This is a genomic window from Georhizobium sp. MAB10 (assembly GCF_045012825.1).
GTDB classification, from domain to species: domain Bacteria; phylum Pseudomonadota; class Alphaproteobacteria; order Rhizobiales; family Rhizobiaceae; genus Georhizobium; species Georhizobium profundi.
On sequence record NZ_CP118314.1, the window covers coordinates 3,857,520 to 3,883,034 of the forward strand.

Consider the following 25,515-nt stretch of genomic DNA (forward strand, 5'->3'; position numbering starts at 1 on the left):
GACAAGGATGCGGCCGTTTTTCATGGCGGGTATGCTGCGCGTGAATTTCAACCGCGCCAGGATAATTGCGAAAGCGGCAGTGAAGCGCTATCTGGCCGCCATGAGCACGAAAAGCCCCGAAAACCTGATCCCTGCCGAGGAAGCCTCGAAGCCGTTTCTCGTCGCCGCGCTCTATCACTTCGTGAATTTTCCCCGTTTCGAGGGCTTTCGCGAGCCACTGGAAGCGATCTGCCGCGAAAACGGCATTCGCGGGACGTTGCTCCTGGCGCATGAGGGCATCAATGGCACGATCGCCGGCAGCGATGCCGGTATTGCCGCGGTGCTTGATCACCTGCGCGCGCAGCCGGAATTCTCAGGCCTGATCCACAAGGAAAGCCGGGCGAGCGCCCAGCCCTTTCTGCGGCTCAAGGTGCGGCTGAAGAAAGAGATCGTCACCATGGGCGTGACGGACATCGATCCGCAGCGCGACGCCGGGACCTATGTCGATCCGGCCGAATGGAACGACCTCATTTCGGATCCCGATACGATCGTGATCGACACGCGCAACGACTACGAGGTCGCCATCGGCACGTTCCGCGAGGCGATCGATCCGAAGACCAAGTCGTTTCGCGAGTTTCCGGAGTGGGTGCGCGCCCATCCGGAACTGAAGGACAAGACTAAGATCGCCATGTTCTGCACCGGCGGGATCCGCTGTGAAAAGGCATCGGCCTTCATGAAGAAGGAGGGCTTTGGCGAGGTCTATCATCTGAAGGGCGGCATTCTGAAATATCTGGAGGATGTGCCGGAAGAACAGAGCCTTTGGGAAGGTCAGTGCTTCGTCTTCGACGAACGCGTATCGGTCGGCCATGGGCTCGACGAAGGCGACCTGAAGCTTTGCCGCGCCTGTCGGCATCCGCTTTCACCCGAAGACCTGGCCGCGCCGAGCTATGAGGCCGGCGTTTCCTGCCCGCAATGTTTCGATGTGCGCAGCGAGGAAGACCGCGCGCGCTTCCGCGAACGGGAGCGTCAGATCGCGCTCGCCAAAAAGCGTGGCGAGCGGCATCTGGGTGAGTGAGCCAGGCGGCTAGTTGCGCCCGCTATGGGCCGTGGCAAGTTCGGCATACCAATGGCCTGATGCCTTCACGGTGCGGATTTGCGTCTCGTAATCCACATGCACGATACCGAAGCGCATGCGGTAGCCTTCCGCCCACTCGAAATTGTCCATCAGGCTCCAGGCGAAATAGCCCTTGATGGAGAACCCTTCGTCGATGAGATCGGCAAGCACGGACAAATGGCGCGCGATGTAGTCGAGGCGCGGCTGATCGTCGACCGTGCCGTTCTCGACGCCCATATTGTAGCAGGCGCCGTTCTCGGTGATGTAGAGATCGGGGAGATCGTAGCGCCTGTTGAGTTCGCGGATGATATAGGCGAGCGCTGACGGATCGATTTCCCAGCCGATATCGGTCTTCGACACGTTCTCGGGCGCAACAGACATGGCGGCAGGGAATTCGGCGCCCTTCGACGCGTCGTGCTTCACGCGCATCGGCGTGTAGTAGTTGAGCCCCCAGAAATCGAGCGGCGCGGAGATTGCGTCCATGTCACCTGGCTCAATCGTCGGCATCCTTTCGCCGAGCGCCGCCATGAAATCGTCCGGATAGGCGCCATCGAAGAGCGGGCCGAAAAACACGCCATTGTGGAACGAGAAGGCACGCTCGGCGGCTTCCTGGTCCACTTCGCTGTCCGTCAGCGCCAAGGTCGAATGGGCGTTGATGACGATGCCGACGGGCAGATCGGGCCTTGCCGAACGAAGGGCTGCAACGCCAAAGCCGTGCGCGAGGTTGGTCATGTGCAGCGCATGAAGCGCCGCATCCATGGATCGCTCACCCGGCGCATGGACGCCGTAAAGGTGGCTCAGCCACACCGAACACCAGGGCTCGTTGAAGGTGGCGACGCTGTCAAACCGGTCACCGAGGCGGCGGGCGACGACATCGGCATAATCGGCAAAAGCGTAGGCCGTGTCCCGGCTCGTCCAACCGCCATCGCCCATCAGTGCCAGGGGCAGATCCCAATGGTAGAGCGTCGCGAAGGCCTTGATGCCCCGCGCCTTCAGCCCATCGACCAGACGGTCGTAGAATTCGAGGCCCTTCTCGTTCACCTCGCCGCGGCCGCTCGGAAAGATCCGGGGCCAGGCGATGGAGAAGCGGTAGGCGTCGACCCCGAGATCGCGGATGAGATCGAGATCGGCGTCCAGGCGGTTGTAATGGTCGCAGGCAACATCCCCGTCATGTCGACCGAAGGTGCGGCCCGGCATTTTCGAGAACGCATCCCAGATGGACGGCCCCCGCCCATCGGCCTTTGCCGCCCCTTCGATCTGGAATGCTGCGGTTGCCACGCCGAAGAGGAATTCTTCCGGGAAACGGGCAGCGAGGTCTTTGGAGGAGTGCGTCATTTCAGTGATCCGATCGATAGGAAATGCCGAGTTCTTCGGCGGCCGCGAGAAGGCGCTTGTCGCGGGTCCAGAGCTTTGCCATCGGCGTCAGTCGCGTCGAGACCAGAAGATGCAAATCGACAAAGCCGATGCCTCTGCCGAACAATCGAAAACGTTCGAGGAAGTCGAAGACTTCAGATGTTTCGGCAAGATCGGCCTCAGGAAGGCCTGTCAGATATTCAACAACCGTTTTTCGCTCGCGCAGACTACCCAGTAGCACTTCGCCGATGACAAAGGGGTGAACCAGGAGCATTTCCGCAGCTGCCAAGCTTGCGATGCGCTCATCCCGCACGTGAAGGTGATCAATCCAAATCGAGCTGTCGACGAGGATCATTCCTCCTCGCTGCCATCTTCCGGAAAGCGACGCCGTGGCGCAGCCTCGGCAGTCGGATCGCTGCCCCCAAGAGCTGCCAGTCTCCGCCCCGCTTCACGTGCGATCAGCGACTTCAACGCTTCGCGCAGAAGCGCCGACTTTTCTGTAATCCCCGTATATCGCTGCGCCTTTTCGAGAAGCTCGTCGTCGATCGTGACCGTCGTGCGCATGGCGGATCTCCTTCGGCATCAAAAGTAGCATCATCTGATGCGCCATTCAACGCAAGGCGGCCCCGTCTCCGGGGCCGCTCAGGCTGTTCAGGTCCGCCGTTGCGTCAGATCAGAACGGGCTGTCCGGGTAGTAGTACTGCTCGGCGTTTTCCGGCGTGATCAGGACCGAGCCGATGATGAAATCGCCCGATACCGGTGCGTTGCCGACGAAGTTCAACGCCGTCAGTTCGATCGCGGTGCCGATCATGGCAGGCGGATAGGTGACGTTTGCCGGCACCTGCTCATCGCCTTCCATCACGCGCTGGATCATTTCCTTCATGCCGGCGCCGCCAAGCACCCACATGTCCGCTTCGCGGCCGGACTGGGCAATGGCTTCCAGCGCGCCGACGGCCATGTCGTCGTCGGAAGCCCAGACGGCATCGATTTCCGGATAGCGCGACAGGAAGTCCTGCATGACTTCGAAGGAGTCATCACGGTTCCAGTTGCCGTGTTCCATGCCGAGAATTTCGATGCCCGATCCTTCGATCGCTGCTTCGAACGCTTCGACGCGCTCATTGTCGATCGTGGTCGGAATGCCGCGCAGGACGACGATCTTGCCGCCTTCCGGCATGCGTTCGACGAAGAACTCGCCAGCGACGCGACCGAAGCCCGGATTGTCACCGGCAACATAGAGGTCTTCGATGTTTTCCTGGGCGAGACCGCGGTCAACGACCGTGACCCACTTACCGGCTTCCTTGACGCGAGAAACCGGGCCCGTCAGCGGCTCGGACTCGAACGGCAGGACGACGAGCGCGTCGATGTTGCGGGTCGCCATCATGTCTTCGATGTCGGAGACCTGCTGGCCCGGATCCGATGCCGTCGAAAGAACGAAATCGAGGTTCTCGTAACGCTCTTCCAGGGCATCGATGGTTGCCTGTGCATGGAAGTTCATGCCGCCTGCCCAGCCATGGGTCGCGGCGGGAATGGAAACGCCGATCACGGCCGTTTCCGCGTCCTGTGCGCTTGCGCCAAGCGGCATCATCATCATGGTGCTGAGCGCGAGCGCTCCTGCGAAATGCTTCAAGTTCATGGTCTCTCTCCCGTGTTGAGCTCTCATTAGAGCGATGACTGGCCGTCAGCGTTGAGCCTTTTTCTGTCGCTGCAACACGACGGCCAGAATGATGATCACGCCCTGGATCGCACCGTTGAGGTACGGGCTCACCAGATCCGTGAGGTTCAAAAGATTGTCGATGAGACTGAGGATCAGCACGCCGACGACCGTGCCCCAGACGCGGCCGAAGCCGCCCTTCAGCATGGTTCCGCCGATGATGACCGCGGCGATGGCTTCCAGTTCCCAAAGCACGCCCGTCGAGCTCGAAGCCGAGCCGAGACGCGGCACGTACATGATGGTCGCGATACCGACGAGAATGCCAAGCAACACATAGGTCATCAGACGGACGCGATCGACATGGACGGCCGAATAACGCGCCACCTGTTCGTTGGAGCCAATGGCGGCGCAATGGCGACCGAAGGCGGTATGGCGCATGACGATTTCGCCGATGATCGCGATGACGGCGAAAACGATGATGGGCCATGCAACGCCGAAGAGGCCCGAATAATAGACGGGGCGATAGAGTTCGCGCACCGTGTAGTCGAGCGACAGCGTGCCGCCATCGGCAAGCCAGGTGATCAGCGAGCGGAAGATGCCCATCGTGCCGAGCGTGACGATGAAGGCCTCGATGCGGGCCTGCGTGATCAAGAGCCCGTTCACAAGGCCCGCCGCCAGCCCGACCACGAGCGCGCTCGCCATGCCGACGAGAACGATGCCGATGCCGACGCCCATCGACGGCACAAGCGCATTCATGATGAGGATCATCACGCCTGCGATGAACGCGGCCATGGAGCCGACCGACAGATCGAGCCCGCCCGACGTGATGACGAAGGTCATGCCGACCGCGATGATGCCGATGAAGGCCGAGCGGGCGAGCACGTTCGTTACGTTGCCGTAGCTCAGAAAATTCGGGTTCATCATCGCCCCGGCGACGACGAGCACGACGAGGGCGATGACCGGGCCCCAGATATGGAAATCGATCTTGAAGCCCGACGACGACGTCGTCTTGGCGGGGGTGGCGGCGTGATCACTCATGACTGTCGAACTTTCTGCCTTCCAGGCCCATCGCGTAGCGGACGATCACGTCCTCGTTCACATCCGAGCCCTGGACTTCGCCGGTGATGCGGCCGGAGCGCATGACGTAAACGCGGTTGGCGAGACCGATGATCTCGGCCATTTCCGATGAGATGACGATGACGCTTTTGCCTTGCCCGGCGAGAGCGTGGATGAATTGATAGATCTGCTGTTTGGTGCCGATATCGATGCCGCGGGTGGGTTCATCGATGATGACGATCTCCGGCTCCGCCAGCATCGTCTTGGCGAGCAGCAGCTTCTGCTGATTGCCGCCCGACAGATTGCCGACGAGGACGGAGCGCGTCGGTGCGCGCACGTCGAAGTCTTTGATCGCCTTGTCGAGGGCCGCCTCTTCCGCTTTCCCATCGATCATCGTCTTGCCAAAGCGATCAAGCGCCAGAAGCGTCAGGTTCGGGCGCATGCCCTGCGTCAGGATCAGGCCGCGGCCCTTGCGATCCTCGGTCAGGTAGACGATGCCGGCACGGCGCGCATCCTTCACCGACCCTAGACGGAATGGCTTGCCGCCGATCTCGACGGTGCCCTCAGCGTCGCGCACGCCGATCAGACCTTCCATCAGCTCCGTCCGGCCGGAGCCGACGAGACCTGCGAAGCCCAGAACTTCGCCGCGCTTCAATTCGAAGGAGGCGTCGTGAACGATCGAGCCGACGGTGAGGTTGCGCACCGACAGCACGGTTTCTGCTGCACCGACCTCATGCTTTGCCGGGAAAATGTTCGACAGTTCGCGGCCGACCATGGCCTGCGCCATCTGATCCTCGCTCATGGTGCCGGCCTCGACATTGGCGACGCGGTGACCATCGCGCAGGACCGTGATGTGGTCGGCAAGGCGGGCGATCTCGTCGAGCTTGTGCGAGGTGTAGAGGATCGCCGTGCCGTTCGCCTTCAAGCGTTCGATCTGGCGGAAGAGAATCTGTGCCTCGCGGTTGGTCAGAACCGCCGTCGGCTCGTCCATGATCAGCACGCGGGCGTTGCGCGAGAGTGCCTTGGCGATCTCCACCATCTGCTTGTCGGAAACGGAGATTTCGGAAATCTTTGCCGTCGGCGAAACCTTCGTTTCCAGCTCGCCCAAAAGCCGCTGCGTTTCCGCGCGCATCGTCTTGTGGTCGAGGAAAAAGCCTTTGCGGATCTCGCGGCCGAGAAAGACGTTCTGCTCGACGCTCAACTGTTCGGCGAGGTTGAACTCCTGGTGGATCAGGATCACGCCGGCGTCTTCGGCCTCGTCGCTGGAGGCGAAATCGACGCGCCTGCCGTCCAGCTCGATATGCCCGCCGGTCGGCGCGAGATAGCCCGAGAGGATCTTCATCAGGGTCGACTTGCCGGCGCCGTTTTCGCCGATCAGCGCATGAACCTCGCCGGCCTTCAGCTCGAAATCCACATCGAAGAGAACCTGAACCGGCCCGAAAGACCGCGACGCGGCACGCGCGGCGAGCACGGTCTGGCCCTTCGGCACGGTCACGGTTTCCTCGATGCGGCGCGCAGCTTGGCTCATTGCCGGCCCTCGGGTTTCACCCAGGCGCCGTTCTTCTTGGCGGACTTCACGCACGCCTCGACAAAAGCGATGCCGGCGACGCCGTCGTCGACGGTCGGGAAGATGACATCCTTGTCGACCGACTTTTTGTCCTGCTTTGCGCGGATCGCGCGGGCGGCTTCGGCGTAAATCGTCGCGAAGCCTTCAAGATAGCCTTCCGGGTGACCGGGCGGAACGCGACTGACGCGTCCCGCCGCGGCCCCGGCCCCCGCCCCGTTGCGGGTGATCAGGCGCTTGGGCTCGCCAAAGGGGGTGAACCACAGATAGTTCGGATCTTCCTGGCCCCATTCGAGACCGCCCTTGTCTCCGTAGATGCGCAGGCGCAGGCCGTTCTCGTTGCCGGGCGACACCTGGCTCGCCCAGAGCATGCCGCGGGCCCCGCTCGAAAAGCGCATCATCACATGGGCGTTGTCGTCGAGGCGGCGCCCTTTGACGAAGCTCTGCAGGTCGGCCGACAGCTCGCTCAGCTCGAGGCCGGTGACGAAGCTCAAGAGATTGTAGGCATGCGTGCCGATATCGCCGAGCGCACCGCCGGCGCCAGACTGTGCCGGGTCGGTCCGCCAGGAGGCCTGCTTGGATCCCGTCTCCTCGACCGCCTCGGTCAGCCAGTCCTGCGCGTATTCGGCCTGGATCACACGGATCGTGCCGAGATCGCCGCGCGCGATCATCTCGCGCGCCTGCCGGATCATCGGATAGCCGGTGTAATTGTGGGTCAGGATGAAGAGCGCGTCACTGTCATGGGCGAGCTTCTGCAGCTTCTTCGCATCCGCCATGGTCGAGGTCAGCGGCTTGTCGCAGATCACATGGATGCCGCGCTTCAGGAACTCGCGCGCAGCCGGGTAGTGCATGTGGTTGGGCGTGACGATCGCGACGGCATCGATGCCGTCCTTCCGGCGCGCTTCGCGAGATGCCATTTCCTGGAACGAGCCATAGATGCGCTTCTCGTCGAGGCCGAGTGCCCGGCCGGATTCCAGCGCGCGCTCCGGCGTCGACGACAGCGCGCCCGCCACGAGCTCGAATTCACCGTCGATGCGGGCGGCGATGCGGTGGACACCGCCGATGAAGGCATCCTTGCCGCCGCCCACCATGCCGAGCCTGAGCTTGCCGGCGATCTTTTCGTTGCGTCCCGAAACCATTGTCGTCCCTCCTCCCCTTCGCGGTTTAATCCAGCCCGAGCATGCGGCGGTTCGCCGCCTCGTCGGTGCCGCCATCGGCGAAGTCGTCGAAGGCCTTTTCGGTGACGCGGATGATGTGATGCTTGACGAATTCCGCGCCTTCGCGGGCTCCGTCCTCAGGATGCTTCAAGGCGCATTCCCATTCCACGACGGCCCAGCCATCGAAGTCATTTGCGGTGAGCTTGGAGAAGACGGCTCCGAAATCGACCTGGCCGTCGCCCAGCGAACGGAAGCGGCCGGCGCGGTTCACCCAGCTCTGGTAGCCGCCATAGACGCCCTGCCGGCCGGTCGGATTGAACTCCGCATCCTTGACGTGGAACATGCGGATCCGGTCGGCATAAATGTCGATATTGTCGAGGTAATCGAGGCACTGCAGCACGTAGTGCGACGGATCGTAGAGCATGTTGGCGCGGGCATGGTTGCCGACGCGCTCCAGGAACATCTCGTAGGTGATCCCGTCATGCAGGTCTTCGCCCGGATGGATCTCGTAGCAGACGTCGACGCCGCATTCATCGGCATGGTCGAGGATTGGCTTCCAGCGCTTGGCAAGTTCGTCGAAAGCCGTTTCGACCAGCCCCGCCGGACGCTGCGGCCACGGGTAAATGTAGGGCCAGGCAAGCGCGCCGGAGAACGACGCCATGGCCGTCAGGCCCATATTGTGTGACGCCGTCAGAGCCTTCTTGACCTGGTCGACGGCCCATTCCTGACGCGCCTTGGGGTTCCCGCGCTTCTCAGGGATCGTAAAGCCATCGAAGCCCTCGTCGAAAGCCGGGTGAACGGCGACAAGCTGGCCTTGAAGGTGGGTTGAAAGTTCGGTGACCTCGACGCCGTTTTCACGCGCCTTGCCTTGGAACTCGTCGCAATAATCCTTGGAGGATGCGGCCTTCTCAAGGTTGATGAGGCGGCCATCCCAACTTGGAACCTGCACGCCCTTATAGCCGCAGTCCGCGGCCCATTTGGTGATGGACTCCCATGAGTCGAACGGTGCTTCGTCACCGGCGAATTGGGCAAGAAAGAGCGCGGGGCCCTTGATGGTCTTCATGCGACTGATCCTCCCGGAGCCGGAGCTCCCCATTTCCTCTGCGCCGACCCCGCCTTTGGCGAATGCCGCTCCTTGCGCATGTAATCGATTGCAATTGCATCCAAACGCGTATGTAATCGATTACAGGCACGATCACCGATCTCGCGACGCGAGTCAAGTTTGCTCTTCGATAGAAATTCGCGCAGAGAACGGACGACAGGAATCGCGACAGATCCATGAACCGCCACGACCCCAACTTCAGCCCCAAGATCATCGACGTGGCGCGCGCAGCGGGCGTGTCGACCGCGACGGTCAGCCGCGCCATCACCAACCCGGCCATGGTCACCGAAGCGACGCGCGCGGCGGTCATGGCGGCGATCGCCGAGACCGGCTACATCGTGAACCACGCGGCCCGCAACCTGCGCCGGCAGCAGACGGGCGGCATCGTCGTGCTCGTCCCGAACCTCTCCAATCCGTTCTTCTCGCAGATCCTGTCGGGTGTCGCCGCCGTCATGTCGGAGGCGGGTTTCAACGTGCTCGTGGCCGACACGCAGCAGCCGAAGGGTGCCGATCTTCAGATCGCACAATATCTCCACAACAACCGCGCCGATGGGCTGATCTTTCTCGATGGCGCGATCCCGGAAAGCCTGTTTGCCGATTACCGGCGCACCCGCTCGCGTCCGCCGGTCGTCTTCGCCTGTGAATGGGTAGAGGGGTTCGGCGAACCGTCGGTTACGATCGACAACGCCGAGGGCGCGGTGCTCGCCGTCAACCATCTGATCGAACTTGGACACCACAAGATCGGCCATGTGCTCGGCCCGCTCGACAACGTGCTGACAATCAAGCGCCGTGAGGGCACGATCGCGGCGCTGGAGGGCGCCGGGTTTCCCGTCGATCCCGACTGGTTCTTCGAAGGCGATTTCTCTCTGGCTTCCGGCGTCGTCGCAGCGCGCGCCTGGCTCGCCACCTCCGACCGTCCGACCGGCGTCTTCTGTTCGTCCGATGCCATGGCCTGCGGCTTCATGGCTGAGCTGCACAGTCACGGCGTCCGCGTTCCCGAAGACGTGTCCGTGGTCGGCTTCGACGACATCGAAATCGCGCAGCATTTCATTCCGAAGCTCACGACGATCCACCAGCCGCGCACCGCTATCGGCGAGGCCGCTGCGCGCATGCTGCTTGCCCGGCTTTCCGGGAACAGCGATGATGTCGACAGCGTGCGCCTGACGGTCGAACTGGTGCGCCGCGACAGTACGGGCGCACCTCCCATTCGCTGATGGGTTCTCAGCCGACAGGCGCAGCGCGTTCTCAGACATAGCGGTTCACCAGGTTCTCCAGATATTCCTGGCGACCGGACCGCGGCTGCGGATCGATCTTCTCGTCGACCACGCGCTTCTCGATGGATTCAAGCGTCATCGATCCATCCAGCATCGACTGTGCTTGCGGCTTGTCCCAGCCGGCGTAGCGTTCGGAAAGCGGCCCAGCGAGCGCCTTGTCCTCGATCATTCGAGCAGCGGCCTTCAGGCCGCGGGCGCAGCAGTCCATACCGCCGATATGGGCGATCAGCAGGTCTTCCGGATCGAGCGACTGGCGGCGCAGCTTCGCGTCGAAATTGGTGCCGCCGGTCGTAAAGCCGCCAGCCTTCAGCACTTCGAGATAGGCGAGCGCCATTTCCGGCACGTTGTTGGGGAACTGGTCGGTGTCCCAGCCGGACTGATAGTCGTTCCGGTTCATGTCGATGGAGCCGAAGATGCCGAGCGCTGCCGCAAGCGAAAGTTCGTGCTCGAAGGAGTGGCCGGCGAGGATCGCGTGGCCCTGCTCGATATTGGTCTTCACCTCGTTTTCGAGGCCGTAGCGCTTGAGGAAGCCATAGATCGTGCCGACATCGTAGTCGTATTGGTGCTTGGTCGGCTCCTGCGGCTTCGGCTCGATCAGGATCGTGCCCTTGAAGCCGATGCGGTGCTTGTAGTCGACCACCATGGAAAGGAAACGGCCCATCTGGTCGAGTTCGCGACCCATGTCGGTGTTAAGCAGCGTCTCGTAGCCTTCGCGCCCGCCCCAGAGCACGTAGTTTTCGCCACCAAGGCGCATGGTCACGTCCATGCAGCTCTTCACGGTCGCTGCCGCATAGGCGAAAACGTCCGGGTCGGGATTGGTCGCAGCGCCGGCCATGTAGCGGCGATGCGAGAAGAGATTGGCCGTGCCCCAGAGCAGCTTGATGCCCGACGCATCCATCTTCTCCTGAAAATAGTCGGCGATCGCGTTCAGCCGGTCGCGGCTTTCGGTGAAGGTGTCCGCTTCCGGGCGCACATCGGCATCGTGGAATGTGAAATAGGGAACGCCGAGCGCCTGAAACATCTCGAAAGCGACGTCGGCCTTCTTCCTGGCGAGTTCCATCGTGTCGCCGAACCACGGACGTTCGAAGGTCTGGCCGCCGAACGGATCGCCGCCCGGCCAGACGAAGGAGTGCCAGTAGCAGACCGCAAAGCGCAGATGGTCTTCCATGCGCTTGCCGAGAACCATTTCGTTCGGATCATAGAAGCGGAACGCAAGGGGATTGGTGCTGTCCTTGCCCTCGAAGGGGATCTTGTCGATCGCGCCGAAGAAACCTGTACTCACTGAAACACTCCTTTGATCGCGGGATAGGCCTTGCGGTAGCGCGCGAAGCCATCGTCGAATGCGGATTGAAGCTTGGCGACGGGTTCGATCGTCCTTGCGATCGCCGGTGCCAGGCAGATGGATGCAGGGTCGGCGCCCTCGGCCGCAATCAGGCCCAGACGAGCAGCACCGAAGGCCGCACCGAAGTCGCCATCGGCTGGGATATCGACCGGAACGCCGAGTACAGTCGCGAGCACCGTCAGCCAGTAGTCGGAGCGCGATCCCCCGCCGATAGCGGTCACCCGATCAAGCTTGGTGCCAGCGGCCTCCAGCGCATTCCGGTTGTCGCGGAAGGCGTAGGCGACACCCTCCATGACGGCGCGGGTCATGACGCCGCGATCGCTCTCATGGCCGAGCCCGAGGAAAGCGCCTCGGATCGCGGCATCGTTCAGCGGCGTGCGCTCGCCGGAGAGATAGGGCAGGAAGAGCACCGACGATGGCGCCTGAAGCGCGCCGCCAACAGCCCCCGTCAACTCCGCAGGCTTGACGCCAACGACCGACGACAGCCAGTTCATCGCATCGGTAGCGGACAGGATGACGCCCATCTGGTGCCAAGTGTTCGGCAGCGCGTGGCAGAAGGTGTGAACCGCGCTCTCTGCATTCGGCCGGTAGCTGTCGGTCGCCGCGAACAGCACACCGGACGTTCCAAGTGACAGGAAGGCCGAGCCCGAGGCGACCGTGCCCATGCCGCAGGCGGACGCCGCATTGTCGCCTGCCCCTCCGGCCACGACGATGCCGACCGGCAAACCGAGTTCTGCCGCGAGATCTCCCCGCAGCCGCCCGGCCGGTGCGGTACCTTCGACGAGCGCCGGCATGTGCGACCGGTCGAGCCCGCATGCTGCGAGAAGCGCATCCGACCAGTCGCGCCGTGCGACGTCGAGCCATGCGGTGCCGGCCGCATCCGACATTTCGGAGATGAATTCGCCCGTCAGCCAGAACCGCAGATAATCCTTCGGCAGCAGGATATTTGCCGTTGCCGCGAATATTTCCGGCTCGTTTTCGCGGACCCACAACAGCTTTGGTGCGGTGAAACCGGGGAAGACGATGTTGCCCGTCAATTGCCGGAACTGCGGATCGGCATCGAGTGCAGCGGCTTCACGGTGGCTGCGCGTGTCGTTCCAGAGGATCGCCGGGCGCAGAACTTTGCCAGCCTTATCGAGGAGCGTCGCGCCATGCATCTGGCCAGACAGGCCGATGCCGCGAACTGCGCCCATTTCCGCCGGATGGCTGTCACGCAGGCTTAGAAGCGCGATCCGGGTCGCCTCGACCCAATTGGCAGGATCCTGCTCCGACCAACCGGGATGGGGCCGCGATACATCGAGCGACGCGTTGGCCGACGCCACGACCCGCTGGTCGCCGTCGATCAGCAGCGCCTTTACACCCGAAGTGCCGAGGTCAAGCCCTAGAAACATGCGTTACGTACCTCAAAAACGATTGCAGTTTGTGCGGAGAGATGCCCATCGATCACGGCAGATTGTCCCGCAGAAAGATGTCGATGCGGATGCGCTCCTGTCCGTCGACCAGGTCGACGCCATCGGCCAAGGCCTTCATCACGCGGATCGCGCTGCGCACCTCATGGCCCGCATCCTGATTGATGACGGCCGCGAAGACGCCGTCGGCCAAAGCCTGGCGTGCGTGGTCGGTCAGCTCGTGCGCGACGACCTCGATCTTGCCGTTGAGCCCCCGGGCCATCAGCGCTGAAATCAATCCGCGATTGCCGGCGCCGAGACTGTAGATGCCGACGACGTCCCGTTCGCGATCCAGCATTTCGCCGACCAGCCGCTCCGCCGTCTCGGCCTCGTCTCGACCCTCGATGACAGGCAGGACTTCGAGGTTCGTGAATTCCGCACGCATCACCTGATCGAAGCCAAGGCGACGCTCCACATGATCTCGGACCAGCATCGAGCCGGCCAGAACCGCGACTTTGCCGGGCCGATGAGACAGGAAACGACCGAGAAGGCTCGCTGCGGTGCGACCGGCAGCGACGTTGTCAATGCCCACATAATGGCGTCGTCGCGCGCTCGGAAGATCGGATACCAGCGTCACGACCGGCACACAGGCATCGGCAAGCCGCGCCACGGAACGGCGCACTGCGGGCGATTCCGTCGCTACGAGCGCAACGCCTGCGAGGCCCTCGACGCTCAGACCATCGAGCGCACCCGCCAACGCGCCTTCATCGAACGGCGGCACCGTTAAAAGCTTGATGTCCGTGCGCTCGACGGACGAGCGCCGTCGCGCTTCGTGCACCGCCATTTCCAGCCCGCGCATGAAGCTGTTTTCGCCTTCCGGAACCACGAAGACGAGCGGGTAGACACGGGATTTGGCGAGGTTGGCTGCGGCGAGATCGCGCTGGTAGCCGAGAGAGGCGATCACCTGCTCGACGCGCAGGACAGTTTCGGCGCGCACGCCCTTGCGGCGGTTCAGCACGCGATCAACCGTGGCAAGGCTGACGCCCGCTTTTTCAGCGATGTCGTGGACCGTCGGCCGCATTCGAATTCCTCCCAAAATCGACGTAGCGAGATTTCTGATGTACGTAAATCAAAAAATGTGCTGCGCTGCGCAAATAGATATGGCGATCGAAGACAGGGGCGATGATCGCGCAACCAAACGCGGTGCCAAGCATTAGGGACCTTGCGGGCATCGACGTCCCGTATTTCCTTATTTCGCGACTGCCGCTCCCGATCTCCATCGCCGGCCGTGTCGCCCTACGCAAAGTGCCTCATGCGCCCCTTCCCCTGCCCGACATGCCAAACTCAGGTGTTTTTCGAAAACACGCTTTGCACCGCCTGCGGATCGACGATCGGATATGAGGCGGAAGAAAACCGCTTCGTCTGCGTCGATGCCGACCATGACAGCCTGTCCTTCTGCGCCAACCATATCCATTCGGGGTGCAATTGGACGGTGCGTGACGCGGGGCGCTATTGTCTTTCCTGCGACCTTAACGAGATGATCCCGCCGGTCGACGATCCGGAGCAGCGGCGTCGCTGGGCAGACGTCGAGGTGTCGAAGCGGCGCTTTCTCTACAGCGTGATGCGCATGGACATTCCGATCTACCCCAAGCGCCACGACCCGACGGGACTGTCGTTCCGCATTCTCGTCGATGCCGAACATGGCGGCGCCGGAAATGTGACGATGGGGCACCAGAACGGCGTGATCACAATCGACGCGACGGAAGCCGACGCGCATCTGCGCGAGTTTCGGCGTGCCGAACTCGACGAGCGCTACCGAACCCTGCTCGGCCACATGCGCCACGAGTCCGGACACTATTTCTGGGAAAGACTGCTGCTCATCGAGGGCTTCGACACGGAATTTCGCGCGCTCTTCGGAGATGAGCGGGAGGATTATGGCGAAGCATTGAAGCGCTATTACGACCAGGGCGCGCCGGCCGACTGGCAGGAGAGACACATCTCCGCCTATTGCACGGCACATCCCTGGGAGGACTGGGCCGAGACCTTCGCGCACTATATGCACATCGTCGACGGCGTGGAGACCGTCGAGGCCTATCGCCAGGCGAAAGATGACGAGCCCTTCGACCCTTATGCCCGCGACGTCTTCGCGCTGACACTCCAACGCTGGATGTCCACCGCGCTGTTGATGAACGCGATGAACCGCAGTCTAGGTCATCAGGATTACTATCCCTTCGTGGTCAACGAAAGCGTTGCCGACAAGATGCGCTTCATCGATCAGTGGATGGGCAAATTACGTGCGAATTGATGCGCACCGCTCGCGAGTCTTGTCGGCCGGAGCAGACCGATGAACTGCCAAAATTTCGCCTCATCTCTTGATCCGCCAGCGCGAAGGGCGTTAGGTTAGGCATTAAGGGGCCGATATTCTTGCCATATTAGCTGCAAATCAGCCGCTTCATTTTCACCAGCTTCGCAGACAGGAGCACACCCGCACGTCCGACTTTCGGGCTCATCACCAAACACCATGTTGGGAGACAACATCCATGTCGACATTCTCCAAAGCCTTTGCCGCCACGCTTGCCACCGGCGTCGCCCTTTTCGGAATAGCCGGTAACGCACAGGCAGCATCGCTCGAAGACATCCAGGCAAGTGGGACGATCCGCATCGCTGTGGCGAACGAAATCCCCTACGGCTATGTCGACCCGAATGGTGAGGCGATGGGCGCCGGCCCCGACGTTGCCAAGAAGATCGCCGAGGAACTTGGCATCGAGAACATCGAGTGGGTGACGACGCAGTTCTCCTCCCTCATCCCTGGCCTTCAGGCAGACCAGTTCGACGTTGTCGCCGCTGAAATGGCGATCCTGCCCGATCGTTGCCAGCAGGTGGTTTATTCCGAGCCGAGCACCTCTTACGGCGAAGGCCTTCTGGTCGCGGCCGGCAACCCGTCGGACGTGCACTCCTTTGCCGATTTCGCCGAGCGTGACGACATCACCGTCGCGATCATGGCCGGCGCCGACCAGCTCGAGATGCTGCAGGCACTTGGCGTTCCAGAAGACCGCATGGTGACGATCCAGTCGAATTCCGATGCCATCTCCACCGTCTCCACCGGCCGTGCCGATGCCTACGCCGCAACCGGCCTGACCGTCGGCGAGCTCGACAACCAGAGCGAGCAGGTCGAGGCAGCCGCAGAATTCGTCGATCCGGTCATCGACGGCGAAGAAGTCCGTTCCTGGGGCGGCTTCACCTTCGCTTCCAACAACGAAGGCCTGCGCGACGCCTGGAACGAAGCACTGTTGACGTTCAAGGAGACCGACGAGTGGCGCGCGATCCTCTCGGGCTACGGCTTCACGGAAGCCGACATCGAGGGTTCCTTCAATGCGACGACGGAAGAACTCTGCGCCGCTGAATAATCCAGACTGAACCATCGTCCTGCCCCGTCCGGCGATAAACCGGGCGGGGCAAGCGCTATCCGCACCACACTTCTCGACGGGCGACCGAAAGGACAGGTATGGAATGGACTGAGTATTTCGCGCCCCTCATGCGCGGCGCGTGGGTCACGATCCAGCTCACCGTCTGGTCAACGATCTTCGGCGCGATCCTGTCGTTCGCTGCAGGCATCGGCAAGGTTTCCGGCAACGGCTTCGCCCGCTGGATCTCCGTCGTCTACATCGAGATTTTCCGCGGCACGTCGCTTCTCGTCCAGCTGTTCTGGCTCTTCTTCGCGCTGCCGGTCGCGGGGCAGGCGATCGGCGTTGATCTGCGCATGTCGCCCGTGGTCGCCGGCGTGCTGGCACTGTCGCTCAACATCGGCGCCTACGGCGCGGAAGTGGTGCGCGGCGCCATCCAGTCCGTGTCGCACGACCAGTACGAAGCGGCCAAGGCGCTGAACTTCACGCCGCGCCAGGCGCTGTGGCGTATCGCCCTGCCCCAGGCGATCCCCGAGATGATGCCGACATTCGGCAATCTCGCCGTCCAGAACCTCAAGGACACAGCCCTCGTCTCCCTGATCACGCTGCAGGATCTGGCGTTTCGCGCCGAGCAGCTGCGCAATTTCACCCAGGACAGCACGACCATCTTCACCATCGTGCTCTTCATGTATTTCGGCATGGCGCTGGTTCTGACGGCCATCATGAAGCTTCTCGAGCGCTCGGTCGGGCGCTGGAAGACTGCGAGGGCGTAGGCGATGCTGTTCGGATATGAATGGGATACGAGCGCCGGACCGCTGGTTTTCGCCTGGTCGATCCTGCCGATCCTCCTCACCGGCGTTCTGGTGACGATCCAGGCGGCCGTGCTCGGCTTCGGCATCGCGCTGGTGCTCGGGCTCGTGCTGGCTGTCTTGAAGGCTGCGCCCTCGCGGCTGATCTCGTGGCCGGCCCATGCGGTGGCGGAGTTCGTGCGCGACACGCCGCTCCTGATACAGCTTTTCTTCCTCTATTACGTGCTGCCCGAATACGGGCTCGTGCTGCCGGCGTTCATGACGGGGGCACTCGCGCTCGGCATCCAGTACTCGGCCTATATGGCGGAGGTGTATCGCGGCGGCATCGAAGCGGTGGCACGCGGCCAACGCGAAGCAGCGCGCGCGCTCAATCTTTCGTCCGCGCGCACCTTCACCCATGTCGTCCTGCCGCAGGCGATCCCACGGGTCATCCCGGCGCTCGGAAACTATCTCGTTTCGATCATGAAGGATGTGCCGATCCTGTCGGTCGTCACCGTGATGGAGCTTCTGAACGTCGCCAAGATCATCGGCGACCGCACCTTCAACTACATCGTGCCGCTGTCGCTGGTTGGACTGATCTACCTGATCATGACGCTGATTGCCGCCGGCGGCGTTCGCTATCTCGACAAAACCCTGCCCAAGAAAGGGATCGCGCTCAAATGACCGAACCGATCATCAAATTCGACAAGGTCGTCAAACGGTTCGGGTCCCACACCGTACTCGATCATCTCGATTTCGATGTGAACCCGGGCGAGATGGTCACGATCATCGGGCCGTCCGGATCGGGGAAGTCGACCGTGTTGCGCATTCTGATGACGCTGGAGCAGATCCAGGATGGCGTCGTGACCGTGGAGGGCGAGCCTCTGTGGCACCAGCGCAAGAACGGCGACCTCGTTCCGGCTTCCGAAAAGCATCTGCGCAAGATGCGCGAAAAGCTCGGCATGGTGTTCCAGCAGTTCAACCTTTTCCCGCACATGACGGTGCTGCGCAATCTGACGGAAGCGCCGCGGCAGGTGCTCGGCCTGTCCAAGAAGGATGCGACGGAGCGTGCGGAGGAACTGCTCGAGCGGGTCGGTCTTTCCGATCAGGCAAGCAAGTTTCCGCATCAGCTTTCGGGCGGGCAGCAGCAGCGCGTGGGCATCGCAAGAGCGCTTGCGATGCGGCCGAAGATCATGCTGTTCGACGAACCGACCTCCGCGCTTGATCCGGAGCTTGTCGGCGAGGTGCTCAAGGTCATCCGCCAGCTGGCCAACGAGCACGAGCTGACGATGCTGCTCGTCACGCACGAAATGCAGTTCGCGCGGCAAGTCTCAGACCGTGTCTGTTTCTTCGACAAGGGACGGATCGAAGAGCAAGGGCCGCCGGATGAGCTCTTCACCAACCCCAAGCGCGAACGGACCCGCGAGTTTCTGAAAGCCGTCCTCGATCCGGATGCATGAACTGGAAACTATCGTTGCAGTAGCGGCCTGCTCCAAACTTGACTAGAAAGCCCCGGCAACGAAACGATGCGCCGACCATCAGGACGGCGACGCCAAGGGTCGGGAAGCACCATGGAGCAGACTGAAGCACCGGAGCGTGTGGAAGATCGCGATGATGCCGTGGAACACATGGAGTCCGGCAGAACGCTCGGTGAAATCGGCCTGCAGCGCTTCGCGCCCTACCTGATGAACCGTATCATGGGGCGCTACAACCAGGCGCTTCGGGAAGAGCTGACGGCGGCGAACATTACCACGCCGAAAATGCGTGCACTTGCGGTGCTTTCCATCAATGACGGCCTGCGGATCAACGAACTTGCGGTCTATGCAGTGGTCGAACAATCGACGCTCAGCCGCGCGCTGGATCAGATGGAATCTGAAGGGCTCATTCGTCGCGAAAACGCGGCGGACGACAACCGCGTGCGCAACATCTTTATCACCGAAGAAGGGCGCCAGCGTTTCTCAGGCGTTTGGCCGACGATGCTGGCTGCCTATGAAGCGATGTTCGTCGGCATCGATCCGTCGGAGCGCGAAGTCTTCATCGCCACGTTGCACAAAATTCTGAGGAACATTCGCCGCCACGACTTTTGAACGGAGACTGCCCTTGACGGCATGGGCTGCGCGCATGAATATGCATTTGCATATTTTATTGTTCCAGCTGTCCACGCCGAAAAGGACTGACCCTCAATGGCCGAGCGTTCATTTGCCAAGGAAGTGCAGAAGCTGCGCATGGGTGCGGGCGAGACGTTCCACGGCGAAGGCATTCTGGCCATCACCAAGGCGCTTCTCGAAAATGGCGTCGGCTATGTCGGCGGTTACCAGGGCGCGCCGATTAGCCACCTGATGGACGTGCTGGCCGACGCTCAGGACATTCTCGGCGAGCTCGGCGTGCATTTCGAAGCAAGCGCTTCTGAGGCGACGGCAGCTGCGATGCTGGCGGCATCGGTGCACTATCCGATCCGAGGCGCGGTCACCTTCAAGTCGACGGTTGGCACCAACGTCGCTTCGGATGCGCTGGCAAACCTTGCATCCGGCGGCGTCACCGGCGGCGCGCTCGTCATCGTCGGCGAGGATTACGGCGAAGGCTCCTCCATCATGCAGGAGCGCAGCCACGCCTTTGCCATGAAGAGCCAGATCTGGCTGCTCGACCCGCGCCCGAACCTGCCATCCATTGTTGAGACGGTCCGCCACGGGTTCGAACTGTCCGAGGCATCGAGCACGCCGGTCATGATGCAGGTGCGCATTCGCGGCTGCCATGTGCATGGACGCTTCACCGCCTCCGATAACAAGCGCCCGGGCATGAGCGTGCGCGATGCGCTGGAAAATCCGCGTCGCGACACCAATCGCATCGTGCTGCCGCCGGCATCGTTCCTGCACGAACAGGAAAAGATCAACAAGCGCCTGCCGCAGGCGATGGACTACATCCGCAGACACAACGTCAACGAGTTCTTCGGACCAGACGAAGCCAAGGTCGGCATCGTTCTGCAGGGCGGCATGTACAACGCGGTGCTCCGCGCCCTGCAGCGCATCGGCCTTGCGGACATCTACGGGGAGACGAAGGTTCCGCTTTACGTCTTGAACTGCGTCTATCCGCTTTTGAACGACGAGTTCCTTGATTTCTGTGCCGGCAAGGACGCAGTGCTCGTCGTGGAGGAAGGCCAGCCAGACTATATCGAGCAGGCCTTCGGTTCGATGCTCTACAAGGCGGGCGGAACGACGAAGCTGATCGGCAAGGGCCCCTTCCCGATGGCGGGCGAATATACCGGCCAGGTCATGCTCGACGGCATCCGCACCTTCCTGGACGAGCATGGCGGCGGCATCCTGCCTTCGAAGGGCCGCGCTCCGAACACGCCGCTCCCGACCGACAGCATCCAGCAACTGCAGACGAAAGTGCCGATGCGGCCACCGGGCTTCTGCACCGGTTGTCCGGAACGTCCGATCTTCGCCGCGACGAAGCTCGTCGAGCAGGAACTGGGCAAGCACCACATCGCCTCGGACATAGGCTGCCATCTGTTTTCGATCAACGCGCCGTTCGAGCTCGGCGCGACGACGATGGGTTACGGCCTTGGTCCGGCGTCGGCTTCCGCCTTCAACGACAAGAGCGCGGAACGGCGCTCGATCTCGTTCGTGGGTGACGGCGGCTTCTGGCACAACGGCCTCACCTCCTCGGTCGGCAACGCGGTCTTCAACCGCAATGACGGCGTCATCGTCATCGTCGACAACTATTATTCGGCGGCGACCGGCGGTCAGGACGTTCTGTCGTCGCGCGCTGACAACCGCTCCAAATCGACGAAGCACCCGATCGCCAAAGCCGTGAAGGGCATGGGCGTCGAATGGGTGCGCCAGATCGACCGCACCTATGATGTCGGCAAGCTCAAGGCCACGCTGAAGGAAGCGCTGACCACCGAGGAAAGCGGGCCAAAGGTCATCATCGCATCGTCGGAATGCATGCTGAACCGCCAGCGCCGGGAAAAGCCGCTCAAGCAGGCCGCGCTCAAGGCCGGCGAGCGGGTGGTGCGGCCGCGTTTCGGGGTCGACGAAGATGTCTGCACGGGCGACCATGCATGCATGCGGCTTTCGGGCTGCCCCTCGCTTTCGGTCAAGCAACTCGACGATCCGCTGCGCGACGATCCGGTTGCCAGCATCGACCAGAGCTGTGTGGGTTGCGGCAATTGCGGCGAGGTGGCCGACGCGGCCGTTCTTTGCCCGTCCTTCTACCGCGCTGACCTGATCCAGAACCCGACAAGTGTCGACCGGTTTGCCGACCGTCTGCGGCGCAAGGTCATCGGTTGGCTCAAGAACCGCCGTGAACGCAGCCGCCTCGTTTTCGCGGAGAATTGAGATGACCATTCACCGCCTTCCCGACCTTCCGACCGACGGCGTCGACGCCACCACGTCGATCATCAAGATCGCGATCCTGGCCGTTGGCGGCCAGGGCGGCGGCGTGCTCACCGACTGGGTGATCGATCTCGCCGAACATGCGGGCTATCGTGCGCAGTCGACATCTGTCGCGGGCGTTGCCCAGCGTACGGGTGCGACGATCTACTATGTCGAAATGACCCCCGATGGCGGCCGCGATCCGGTCTTCTCGCTGAGCCCGGCTCCCGGCGACGTCGACATCCTCATTGCCGCGGAACTGATGGAAGCCGGGCGGGCCGTCATGCGCGGCTTCGTGACGCCGGATCGCACGACCCTGATTGCCTCCGCGCACCGTGTGCTCGCGGTGTCGGAAAAGATCGTACCGGGCGACGGCCGCGCCGATGCTCCCGGGGTGACGGAAGCCGTTGCCGCCGCTGCACACCGCCTCGTCTGTTTCGACATGGAGCAGGTCGCCGTGGATGCCGGCAGCGTGATTTCCTCGAGCTTGTTCGGGGCTCTGGCCGGCAGCGGCGCCCTGCCCTTCGAGCGTGAAGCCTATGAGGCCACCATCCGGCGCTCCGGCCGCGGCGTCGAAGCGAGCTTGCGGGCGTTCAATGCGGCCTGCGACCTCGCCCTTGCGGGCGGAAAGACGCCGGCTGTTGCCGTTCCCGAAGCGGTCAAGGCCGAAGCGCGCGATCCGGAAGGCCCGGAAGCGCTCGTTTCCGAATGGCGCGCACTGCGCAGCATGATCGGCGATCTTCCTGCCCCCGTGCAGGACATGGCAGGCCGTGGTCTGCGCAAGGTCGTGGATTACCAGGATCTCGCCTACGGCCGCGACTATCTCGACCATCTGAAGAGGGTCATCGCCATCGACGATGCCGCGCATGAATGGCGGCTGTCGATCGAGGCGGCCAAGTACATCGCCAATGCGCTCGTCTACGACGACATCATCCGCGTAGCCGACCTGAAGACCCGCGCCAGCCGTGAAGCGCGGCTGCGGCGCGAACAAGGGATTGGCGGCGACGCCATCGCCCATGTGACGGAGTATTTCCATCCGCGCATGCAGGAAATCTGTGGCACGCTGCCCGTCCGCCTCGGACGCTGGATCGAAAGCAGCCCACGGGTCTTCGGCGCGCTCGACAAGGTGTTCAACCGCGGCCGACGCATCCGCACCGACGGCATCGTCGGCTTCGGCATGCTCTACGGGATTGCGACGCTGAAGCCTGCGCGACGCCGCCTGCTCCGCCACGAGGTGGAGATGAAGCACATGGCGCAGTGGCTGGAAACGGCGCTGTCGGTCCGCGACATCAATTACGATCTCGCTGTCGAGGTGCTGAAATGCCGGCGCCTGATCAAGGGCTATTCCGACACGCATGAGCGCGGCCTGTCGAAATATCGACGCGTGATGGACGGCCTGCCGATGATCCGCCACCGGGAAGATGCGGCCGACTGGCTGCGGCGCCTGCGCGAAGCCGCCCTTCTCGATGAGGAAGGCAAGGCGCTGGATGGCGCCCTGAAAACCATAGAGACGCTCTAAATATCTTTCGGAGAGAAGATTTCTCAGCATGGGCGAGCCTGTGGATTGACCCGCGGAACGCCCACCCCTACACGTGTGCTCGGAACGGGTTTCACCTTCGGGTGGATGAAAAGGGAATGCGGTTCGGCCATTCGGCCAATTCCGCAACTGCCCCCGCAACTGTAGCCGCCGAGCTTCCTTCCATGATGCCACTGGGTGTGTTCGCACATTCGGGAAGGCGGAAGACGAAGCGTTGACGCGGAAGTCAGGAGACCTGCCTGTTCCAGTCACCCATGCGTGGACACGGGGTGTGGTCCATGCGCGGTCGTCCGTGGCGGTGACATTTGAAAGAGTGTTGCCGCACGCCGGGTGCGACCTTTGGTGAGCCTTTGTGCATATCGCCTCTGCCGTCCGTCCGTCTGCGGTTTCTGATGAAACCGGGAGCGTGCCACCGTGCCGTTCCACGACCCGAAGGGCAGACCCATTGTTTAAAGCGTTCATTCCAGCAGGGCTAATCCTGCTGGCGGCTGCCGGCGTTGCCGGCGCTCAAGAATCCGAGACCACCACCGTTCTCGACCGGCTGCTGGTCACCGACGGACTGACGCCGGTGGCAGAGGAAAAATCCGGCCGTGCCTTCACCGTCATCACCGCCGAGGATATCGAGCGAAGCCAGGTGACGTCGGTTGCCGATATCCTGCGCACCGTTCCCGGATTGTCGGTTTCCCGCATGGGATCGATCGGCGCACAGACGCAGGTGCGGGTGCGCGGCGCCGAAGCCAACCACGTCATCGTCATGATCGACGGCGTGGACGTCAGCGACACGGCAGCCGGCGAGTTCGATTTCGGCAGCCTCATGACGTCCGACATCGAACGCATCGAAGTCCTGCGCGGGCCGCAGAGCGCGTTTTACGGCTCCAACGCGCTCTCGGGCGTCATCAACGTCATCACCAAGCGCGGCGAGCGTGGCGGCTTCAGGACGAACGTACGGAGCGAGACCGGAACCGACGGCACTGTGCTCGGCGGCGTCACGCTGAGTGGCGGGCGCGACGATTTCGATCTGTCGCTTGGCGCCACGTTCCGACGCAGCGACGGCTACAATGTCTCGCCGTTCGGCTCGGAGAAGGACGGCGACCGCAATGCCACGCTCAACGGCCGGTTCGCCTATGACCTGATGCCGGGGCTGACGCTCGACGGCACGCTTCGCTACGTCAATCGCCGCAGCGAACTCGATCCGCAGAATTTCGAGACGCTCGGACCGCCGGACTTTCTGCCGGGCCCGTTCGTCGGCCTGGTTGTCGATGGCGACGAGGAAACGGCGACAGAAGAGCTTGTTGGTTCGCTCGGGCTTACGCATGAATCTGCCGATGGCGCCTGGACGCAAAATCTGCGCATCTCCGGCAACGACACGTTCCGTGAAAACTTCACCGATGGAGCGCTTGCAACATCCAGCGACGGCAACCGCGTCACTGCGTCCTATCAGGCGACCTATGCGTTCGACACGCCGAACCTGCTCGACGCCACGCACAAGATCACAGGCGGGTACGAGTTCGAGCGGGAAACCTATCTGCCGTCGCACCTGACCGAACGCCAGAGCCGCGATGGGAACTCGTTCGTTGCCGAATATCGCGGCGAGTATCTCGGGCAGTTCTTTCTGAATGGCGCGATCCGTCACGATCTGAACGACCGCTTCGCCGATTCCACGACGTTCAGCCTCAGCGGTGCCTGGGCCGTTCCGGGCACGCTCACGCGTCTGCACTCCTCGATCGGCACGGGCGTCACCAATCCCACCTTCATCGAGCAATTCGGCTATGATCCGGAAAGCTTCGTTGGAAACCCCAATCTCATTCCGGAAGAAAGCATCGGGTTCGATATCGGCATCGAGCAAGGCTTCCTCGGCGGGGCACTCATCGTCGATCTCACCTATTTCAACCAGGACCTGACGAACGAGATCGCAACGGTGTTCGGGCCGGCGCCGACCTATGCGTCGACGCCGATCAACCTCCTGGGCGAAAGCCGTCGTCAGGGCATCGAGATCGCTGCGACCTTCGATCTCGGATCGGGGCTCTCGGCCAGGGGCAGCTACACCTATCTCGATGCCAGCGAGCAGAGCCAGAGCGGGGGACCGCGCCTTGCCGAAGTGCGCAGACCCCGCCACTCAGGATCGCTCGGCCTCACCTATCGCTTCATGGAAGAGCGCGCGTCGCTCTTCGGCGAAGTGATCTTCAACGGCGAGATGGAGGATGTCGCTTTCGTTCCGACGCTGCCCAACCGCGTGACGCTCGACGCCTACCAGACGGTCAATATCGGCGGCAGCTACCGGTTCAACGAGACGTTCGAGGCCTATGGCCGGGTGGAGAACCTGTTCGACGAGGATTACCAGGAAATCTTCGGCTACAACGCGCAAGGCCGGACGGCCTTCGTTGGATTGAGGGGATCGTTCTGACGCTTGGCGCGCGCAGCTTTCTGCTGAGC

At 62.5% G+C, this 25,515-nt stretch carries 22 protein-coding genes and 1 riboswitch; of the genes, 11 read left to right on the forward strand and 11 right to left on the reverse strand.

Features of this window, described 5'->3' with window-relative positions; genetic code table 11:
* The first annotated feature begins 100 nt into the window (after positions 1-100).
* Positions 101-1,054, forward strand: coding sequence for a rhodanese-related sulfurtransferase (locus tag PU133_RS18530; protein ID WP_404864586.1), 954 nt, complete (start codon positions 101-103; stop codon positions 1,052-1,054).
* A gap of 9 nt (positions 1,055-1,063) precedes the next feature.
* Here PU133_RS18530 and PU133_RS18535 read toward each other — a convergent pair whose 3' ends face one another.
* The 8 genes from PU133_RS18535 to PU133_RS18570 form a co-directional block, all read right to left on the reverse strand.
* Positions 1,064-2,428, reverse strand: coding sequence for a GH1 family beta-glucosidase (locus PU133_RS18535; protein ID WP_404862874.1), 1,365 nt, complete (start codon positions 2,426-2,428; stop codon positions 1,064-1,066).
* A gap of 1 nt (position 2,429) precedes the next feature.
* A complete protein-coding gene (locus PU133_RS18540; RefSeq protein ID WP_404862875.1) occupies positions 2,430-2,801 on the reverse strand; it encodes a type II toxin-antitoxin system VapC family toxin in 372 nt (123 codons plus the stop codon).
* Positions 2,798-3,010: a type II toxin-antitoxin system VapB family antitoxin gene (locus PU133_RS18545; RefSeq protein ID WP_404862876.1), complete on the reverse strand. Its 213-nt coding sequence runs from the start codon at positions 3,008-3,010 to the stop codon at positions 2,798-2,800. The genes PU133_RS18540 and PU133_RS18545 overlap by 4 nt, the downstream gene beginning before the upstream one ends.
* A gap of 109 nt (positions 3,011-3,119) precedes the next feature.
* A complete protein-coding gene (locus PU133_RS18550; protein ID WP_404862877.1) occupies positions 3,120-4,079 on the reverse strand; it encodes an ABC transporter substrate-binding protein in 960 nt (319 codons plus the stop codon).
* A 45-nt stretch (positions 4,080-4,124) separates the two neighbouring features.
* Positions 4,125-5,135 (reverse strand): ABC transporter permease, encoded by a 1,011-nt coding sequence (locus tag PU133_RS18555; protein ID WP_126011989.1) that lies wholly within the window; start codon positions 5,133-5,135, stop codon positions 4,125-4,127.
* Entirely contained in the window at positions 5,128-6,681 is a 1,554-nt protein-coding gene (locus PU133_RS18560; RefSeq protein ID WP_404862878.1) for a sugar ABC transporter ATP-binding protein, read from the reverse strand. Before PU133_RS18560 ends, PU133_RS18555 begins: the two co-directional genes overlap by 8 nt.
* Positions 6,678-7,856 (reverse strand): Gfo/Idh/MocA family protein, encoded by a 1,179-nt coding sequence (locus tag PU133_RS18565; protein WP_404862879.1) that lies wholly within the window; start codon positions 7,854-7,856, stop codon positions 6,678-6,680. The genes PU133_RS18560 and PU133_RS18565 overlap by 4 nt, the downstream gene beginning before the upstream one ends.
* Positions 7,857-7,881: 25 nt before the next feature.
* Positions 7,882-8,937, reverse strand: a complete 1,056-nt coding sequence (locus PU133_RS18570) for a sugar phosphate isomerase/epimerase family protein (RefSeq protein ID WP_404862880.1) — start codon at positions 8,935-8,937, stop codon at positions 7,882-7,884.
* A gap of 215 nt (positions 8,938-9,152) precedes the next feature.
* On the opposite strand from PU133_RS18570, the gene PU133_RS18575 reads away from it, so the two are divergent.
* Positions 9,153-10,190 (forward strand): LacI family DNA-binding transcriptional regulator, encoded by a 1,038-nt coding sequence (locus tag PU133_RS18575; protein WP_404862881.1) that lies wholly within the window; start codon positions 9,153-9,155, stop codon positions 10,188-10,190.
* A gap of 31 nt (positions 10,191-10,221) precedes the next feature.
* On the opposite strand, the gene xylA is transcribed toward PU133_RS18575, so the two are convergent.
* From xylA to PU133_RS18590, 3 genes are read right to left on the reverse strand one after another with little or no spacing between them, the layout of a single operon-like run.
* Entirely contained in the window at positions 10,222-11,532 is a 1,311-nt protein-coding gene (gene xylA, locus PU133_RS18580; RefSeq protein WP_404862882.1) for a xylose isomerase, read from the reverse strand.
* Positions 11,529-12,983 (reverse strand): xylulokinase, encoded by a 1,455-nt coding sequence (gene xylB / locus PU133_RS18585; RefSeq protein WP_404862883.1) that lies wholly within the window; start codon positions 12,981-12,983, stop codon positions 11,529-11,531. The genes xylA and xylB overlap by 4 nt, the downstream gene beginning before the upstream one ends.
* 52 nt (positions 12,984-13,035) lie before the next feature.
* A complete protein-coding gene (locus PU133_RS18590; RefSeq protein ID WP_404862884.1) occupies positions 13,036-14,061 on the reverse strand; it encodes a LacI family DNA-binding transcriptional regulator in 1,026 nt (341 codons plus the stop codon).
* A 267-nt stretch (positions 14,062-14,328) separates the two neighbouring features.
* On the opposite strand from PU133_RS18590, the gene PU133_RS18595 reads away from it, so the two are divergent.
* The 9 genes from PU133_RS18595 to PU133_RS18635 all read left to right on the forward strand — a co-directional run bounded on the left by PU133_RS18595 (position 14,329) and on the right by PU133_RS18635 (position 25,486).
* Positions 14,329-15,285, forward strand: a complete 957-nt coding sequence (locus tag PU133_RS18595; RefSeq protein ID WP_404862885.1) for a putative zinc-binding metallopeptidase — start codon at positions 14,329-14,331, stop codon at positions 15,283-15,285.
* 235 nt (positions 15,286-15,520) lie between these two features.
* Entirely contained in the window at positions 15,521-16,387 is an 867-nt protein-coding gene (gene ehuB, locus PU133_RS18600) for an ectoine/hydroxyectoine ABC transporter substrate-binding protein EhuB (protein WP_404862886.1), read from the forward strand.
* A 98-nt stretch (positions 16,388-16,485) separates the two neighbouring features.
* The gene (gene ehuC, locus PU133_RS18605; RefSeq protein ID WP_404862887.1) at positions 16,486-17,157 is read left to right on the forward strand and encodes an ectoine/hydroxyectoine ABC transporter permease subunit EhuC; all 672 of its coding nucleotides are present in this window, start codon (positions 16,486-16,488) and stop codon (positions 17,155-17,157) included.
* Between the two features lie 3 nt (positions 17,158-17,160).
* A complete protein-coding gene (ehuD, locus tag PU133_RS18610; protein ID WP_126012011.1) occupies positions 17,161-17,856 on the forward strand; it encodes an ectoine/hydroxyectoine ABC transporter permease subunit EhuD in 696 nt (231 codons plus the stop codon).
* Positions 17,853-18,632, forward strand: coding sequence for an ectoine/hydroxyectoine ABC transporter ATP-binding protein EhuA (gene ehuA / locus PU133_RS18615; RefSeq protein ID WP_404862888.1), 780 nt, complete (start codon positions 17,853-17,855; stop codon positions 18,630-18,632). The genes ehuD and ehuA overlap by 4 nt, the downstream gene beginning before the upstream one ends.
* Positions 18,633-18,800: 168 nt before the next feature.
* Positions 18,801-19,259, forward strand: coding sequence for a MarR family winged helix-turn-helix transcriptional regulator (locus PU133_RS18620; protein ID WP_404864587.1), 459 nt, complete (start codon positions 18,801-18,803; stop codon positions 19,257-19,259).
* A 96-nt stretch (positions 19,260-19,355) separates the two neighbouring features.
* On the forward strand, positions 19,356-21,509 hold the full coding sequence (locus PU133_RS18625; RefSeq protein ID WP_404862889.1) for a thiamine pyrophosphate-dependent enzyme: 2,154 nt from the start codon (positions 19,356-19,358) through the stop codon (positions 21,507-21,509).
* A gap of 1 nt (position 21,510) precedes the next feature.
* Positions 21,511-23,064 carry an indolepyruvate oxidoreductase subunit beta family protein gene (locus PU133_RS18630; protein WP_404862890.1) on the forward strand — a complete coding sequence of 518 codons (1,554 nt, stop codon included), beginning with the start codon at positions 21,511-21,513 and terminating at the stop codon, positions 23,062-23,064.
* 69 nt (positions 23,065-23,133) lie between these two features.
* A riboswitch (cobalamin riboswitch) is annotated at positions 23,134-23,340 on the forward strand.
* 187 nt (positions 23,341-23,527) lie between these two features.
* Positions 23,528-25,486: a TonB-dependent receptor plug domain-containing protein gene (locus PU133_RS18635; protein ID WP_404862891.1), complete on the forward strand. Its 1,959-nt coding sequence runs from the start codon at positions 23,528-23,530 to the stop codon at positions 25,484-25,486.
* Positions 25,487-25,515 lie beyond the last annotated feature (29 nt).

Coding starts and splice junctions, on each gene's coding strand:
- PU133_RS18535 (WP_404862874.1), bottom strand. CDS start 2,428: ATGACGCACTCCTCCAAAGACCTCGCTGCCCGTTTCCCGGAAGAATTC.
- ehuD (WP_126012011.1), top strand. CDS start 17,161: ATGCTGTTCGGATATGAATGGGATACGAGCGCCGGACCGCTGGTTTTC.
- xylB (WP_404862883.1), bottom strand. CDS start 12,983: ATGTTTCTAGGGCTTGACCTCGGCACTTCGGGTGTAAAGGCGCTGCTG.
- PU133_RS18550 (WP_404862877.1), bottom strand. CDS start 4,079: ATGAACTTGAAGCATTTCGCAGGAGCGCTCGCGCTCAGCACCATGATG.
- PU133_RS18540 (WP_404862875.1), bottom strand. CDS start 2,801: ATGATCCTCGTCGACAGCTCGATTTGGATTGATCACCTTCACGTGCGG.
- ehuA (WP_404862888.1), top strand. CDS start 17,853: ATGACCGAACCGATCATCAAATTCGACAAGGTCGTCAAACGGTTCGGG.
- PU133_RS18545 (WP_404862876.1), bottom strand. CDS start 3,010: ATGCGCACGACGGTCACGATCGACGACGAGCTTCTCGAAAAGGCGCAG.
- PU133_RS18570 (WP_404862880.1), bottom strand. CDS start 8,937: ATGAAGACCATCAAGGGCCCCGCGCTCTTTCTTGCCCAATTCGCCGGT.
- PU133_RS18630 (WP_404862890.1), top strand. CDS start 21,511: ATGACCATTCACCGCCTTCCCGACCTTCCGACCGACGGCGTCGACGCC.
- ehuB (WP_404862886.1), top strand. CDS start 15,521: ATGTCGACATTCTCCAAAGCCTTTGCCGCCACGCTTGCCACCGGCGTC.
- PU133_RS18560 (WP_404862878.1), bottom strand. CDS start 6,681: ATGAGCCAAGCTGCGCGCCGCATCGAGGAAACCGTGACCGTGCCGAAG.
- PU133_RS18575 (WP_404862881.1), top strand. CDS start 9,153: ATGAACCGCCACGACCCCAACTTCAGCCCCAAGATCATCGACGTGGCG.
- PU133_RS18565 (WP_404862879.1), bottom strand. CDS start 7,856: ATGGTTTCGGGACGCAACGAAAAGATCGCCGGCAAGCTCAGGCTCGGC.
- PU133_RS18620 (WP_404864587.1), top strand. CDS start 18,801: ATGGAGTCCGGCAGAACGCTCGGTGAAATCGGCCTGCAGCGCTTCGCG.
- PU133_RS18590 (WP_404862884.1), bottom strand. CDS start 14,061: ATGCGGCCGACGGTCCACGACATCGCTGAAAAAGCGGGCGTCAGCCTT.
- PU133_RS18530 (WP_404864586.1), top strand. CDS start 101: ATGAGCACGAAAAGCCCCGAAAACCTGATCCCTGCCGAGGAAGCCTCG.
- PU133_RS18625 (WP_404862889.1), top strand. CDS start 19,356: ATGGCCGAGCGTTCATTTGCCAAGGAAGTGCAGAAGCTGCGCATGGGT.
- ehuC (WP_404862887.1), top strand. CDS start 16,486: ATGGAATGGACTGAGTATTTCGCGCCCCTCATGCGCGGCGCGTGGGTC.
- PU133_RS18555 (WP_126011989.1), bottom strand. CDS start 5,135: ATGAGTGATCACGCCGCCACCCCCGCCAAGACGACGTCGTCGTCGGGC.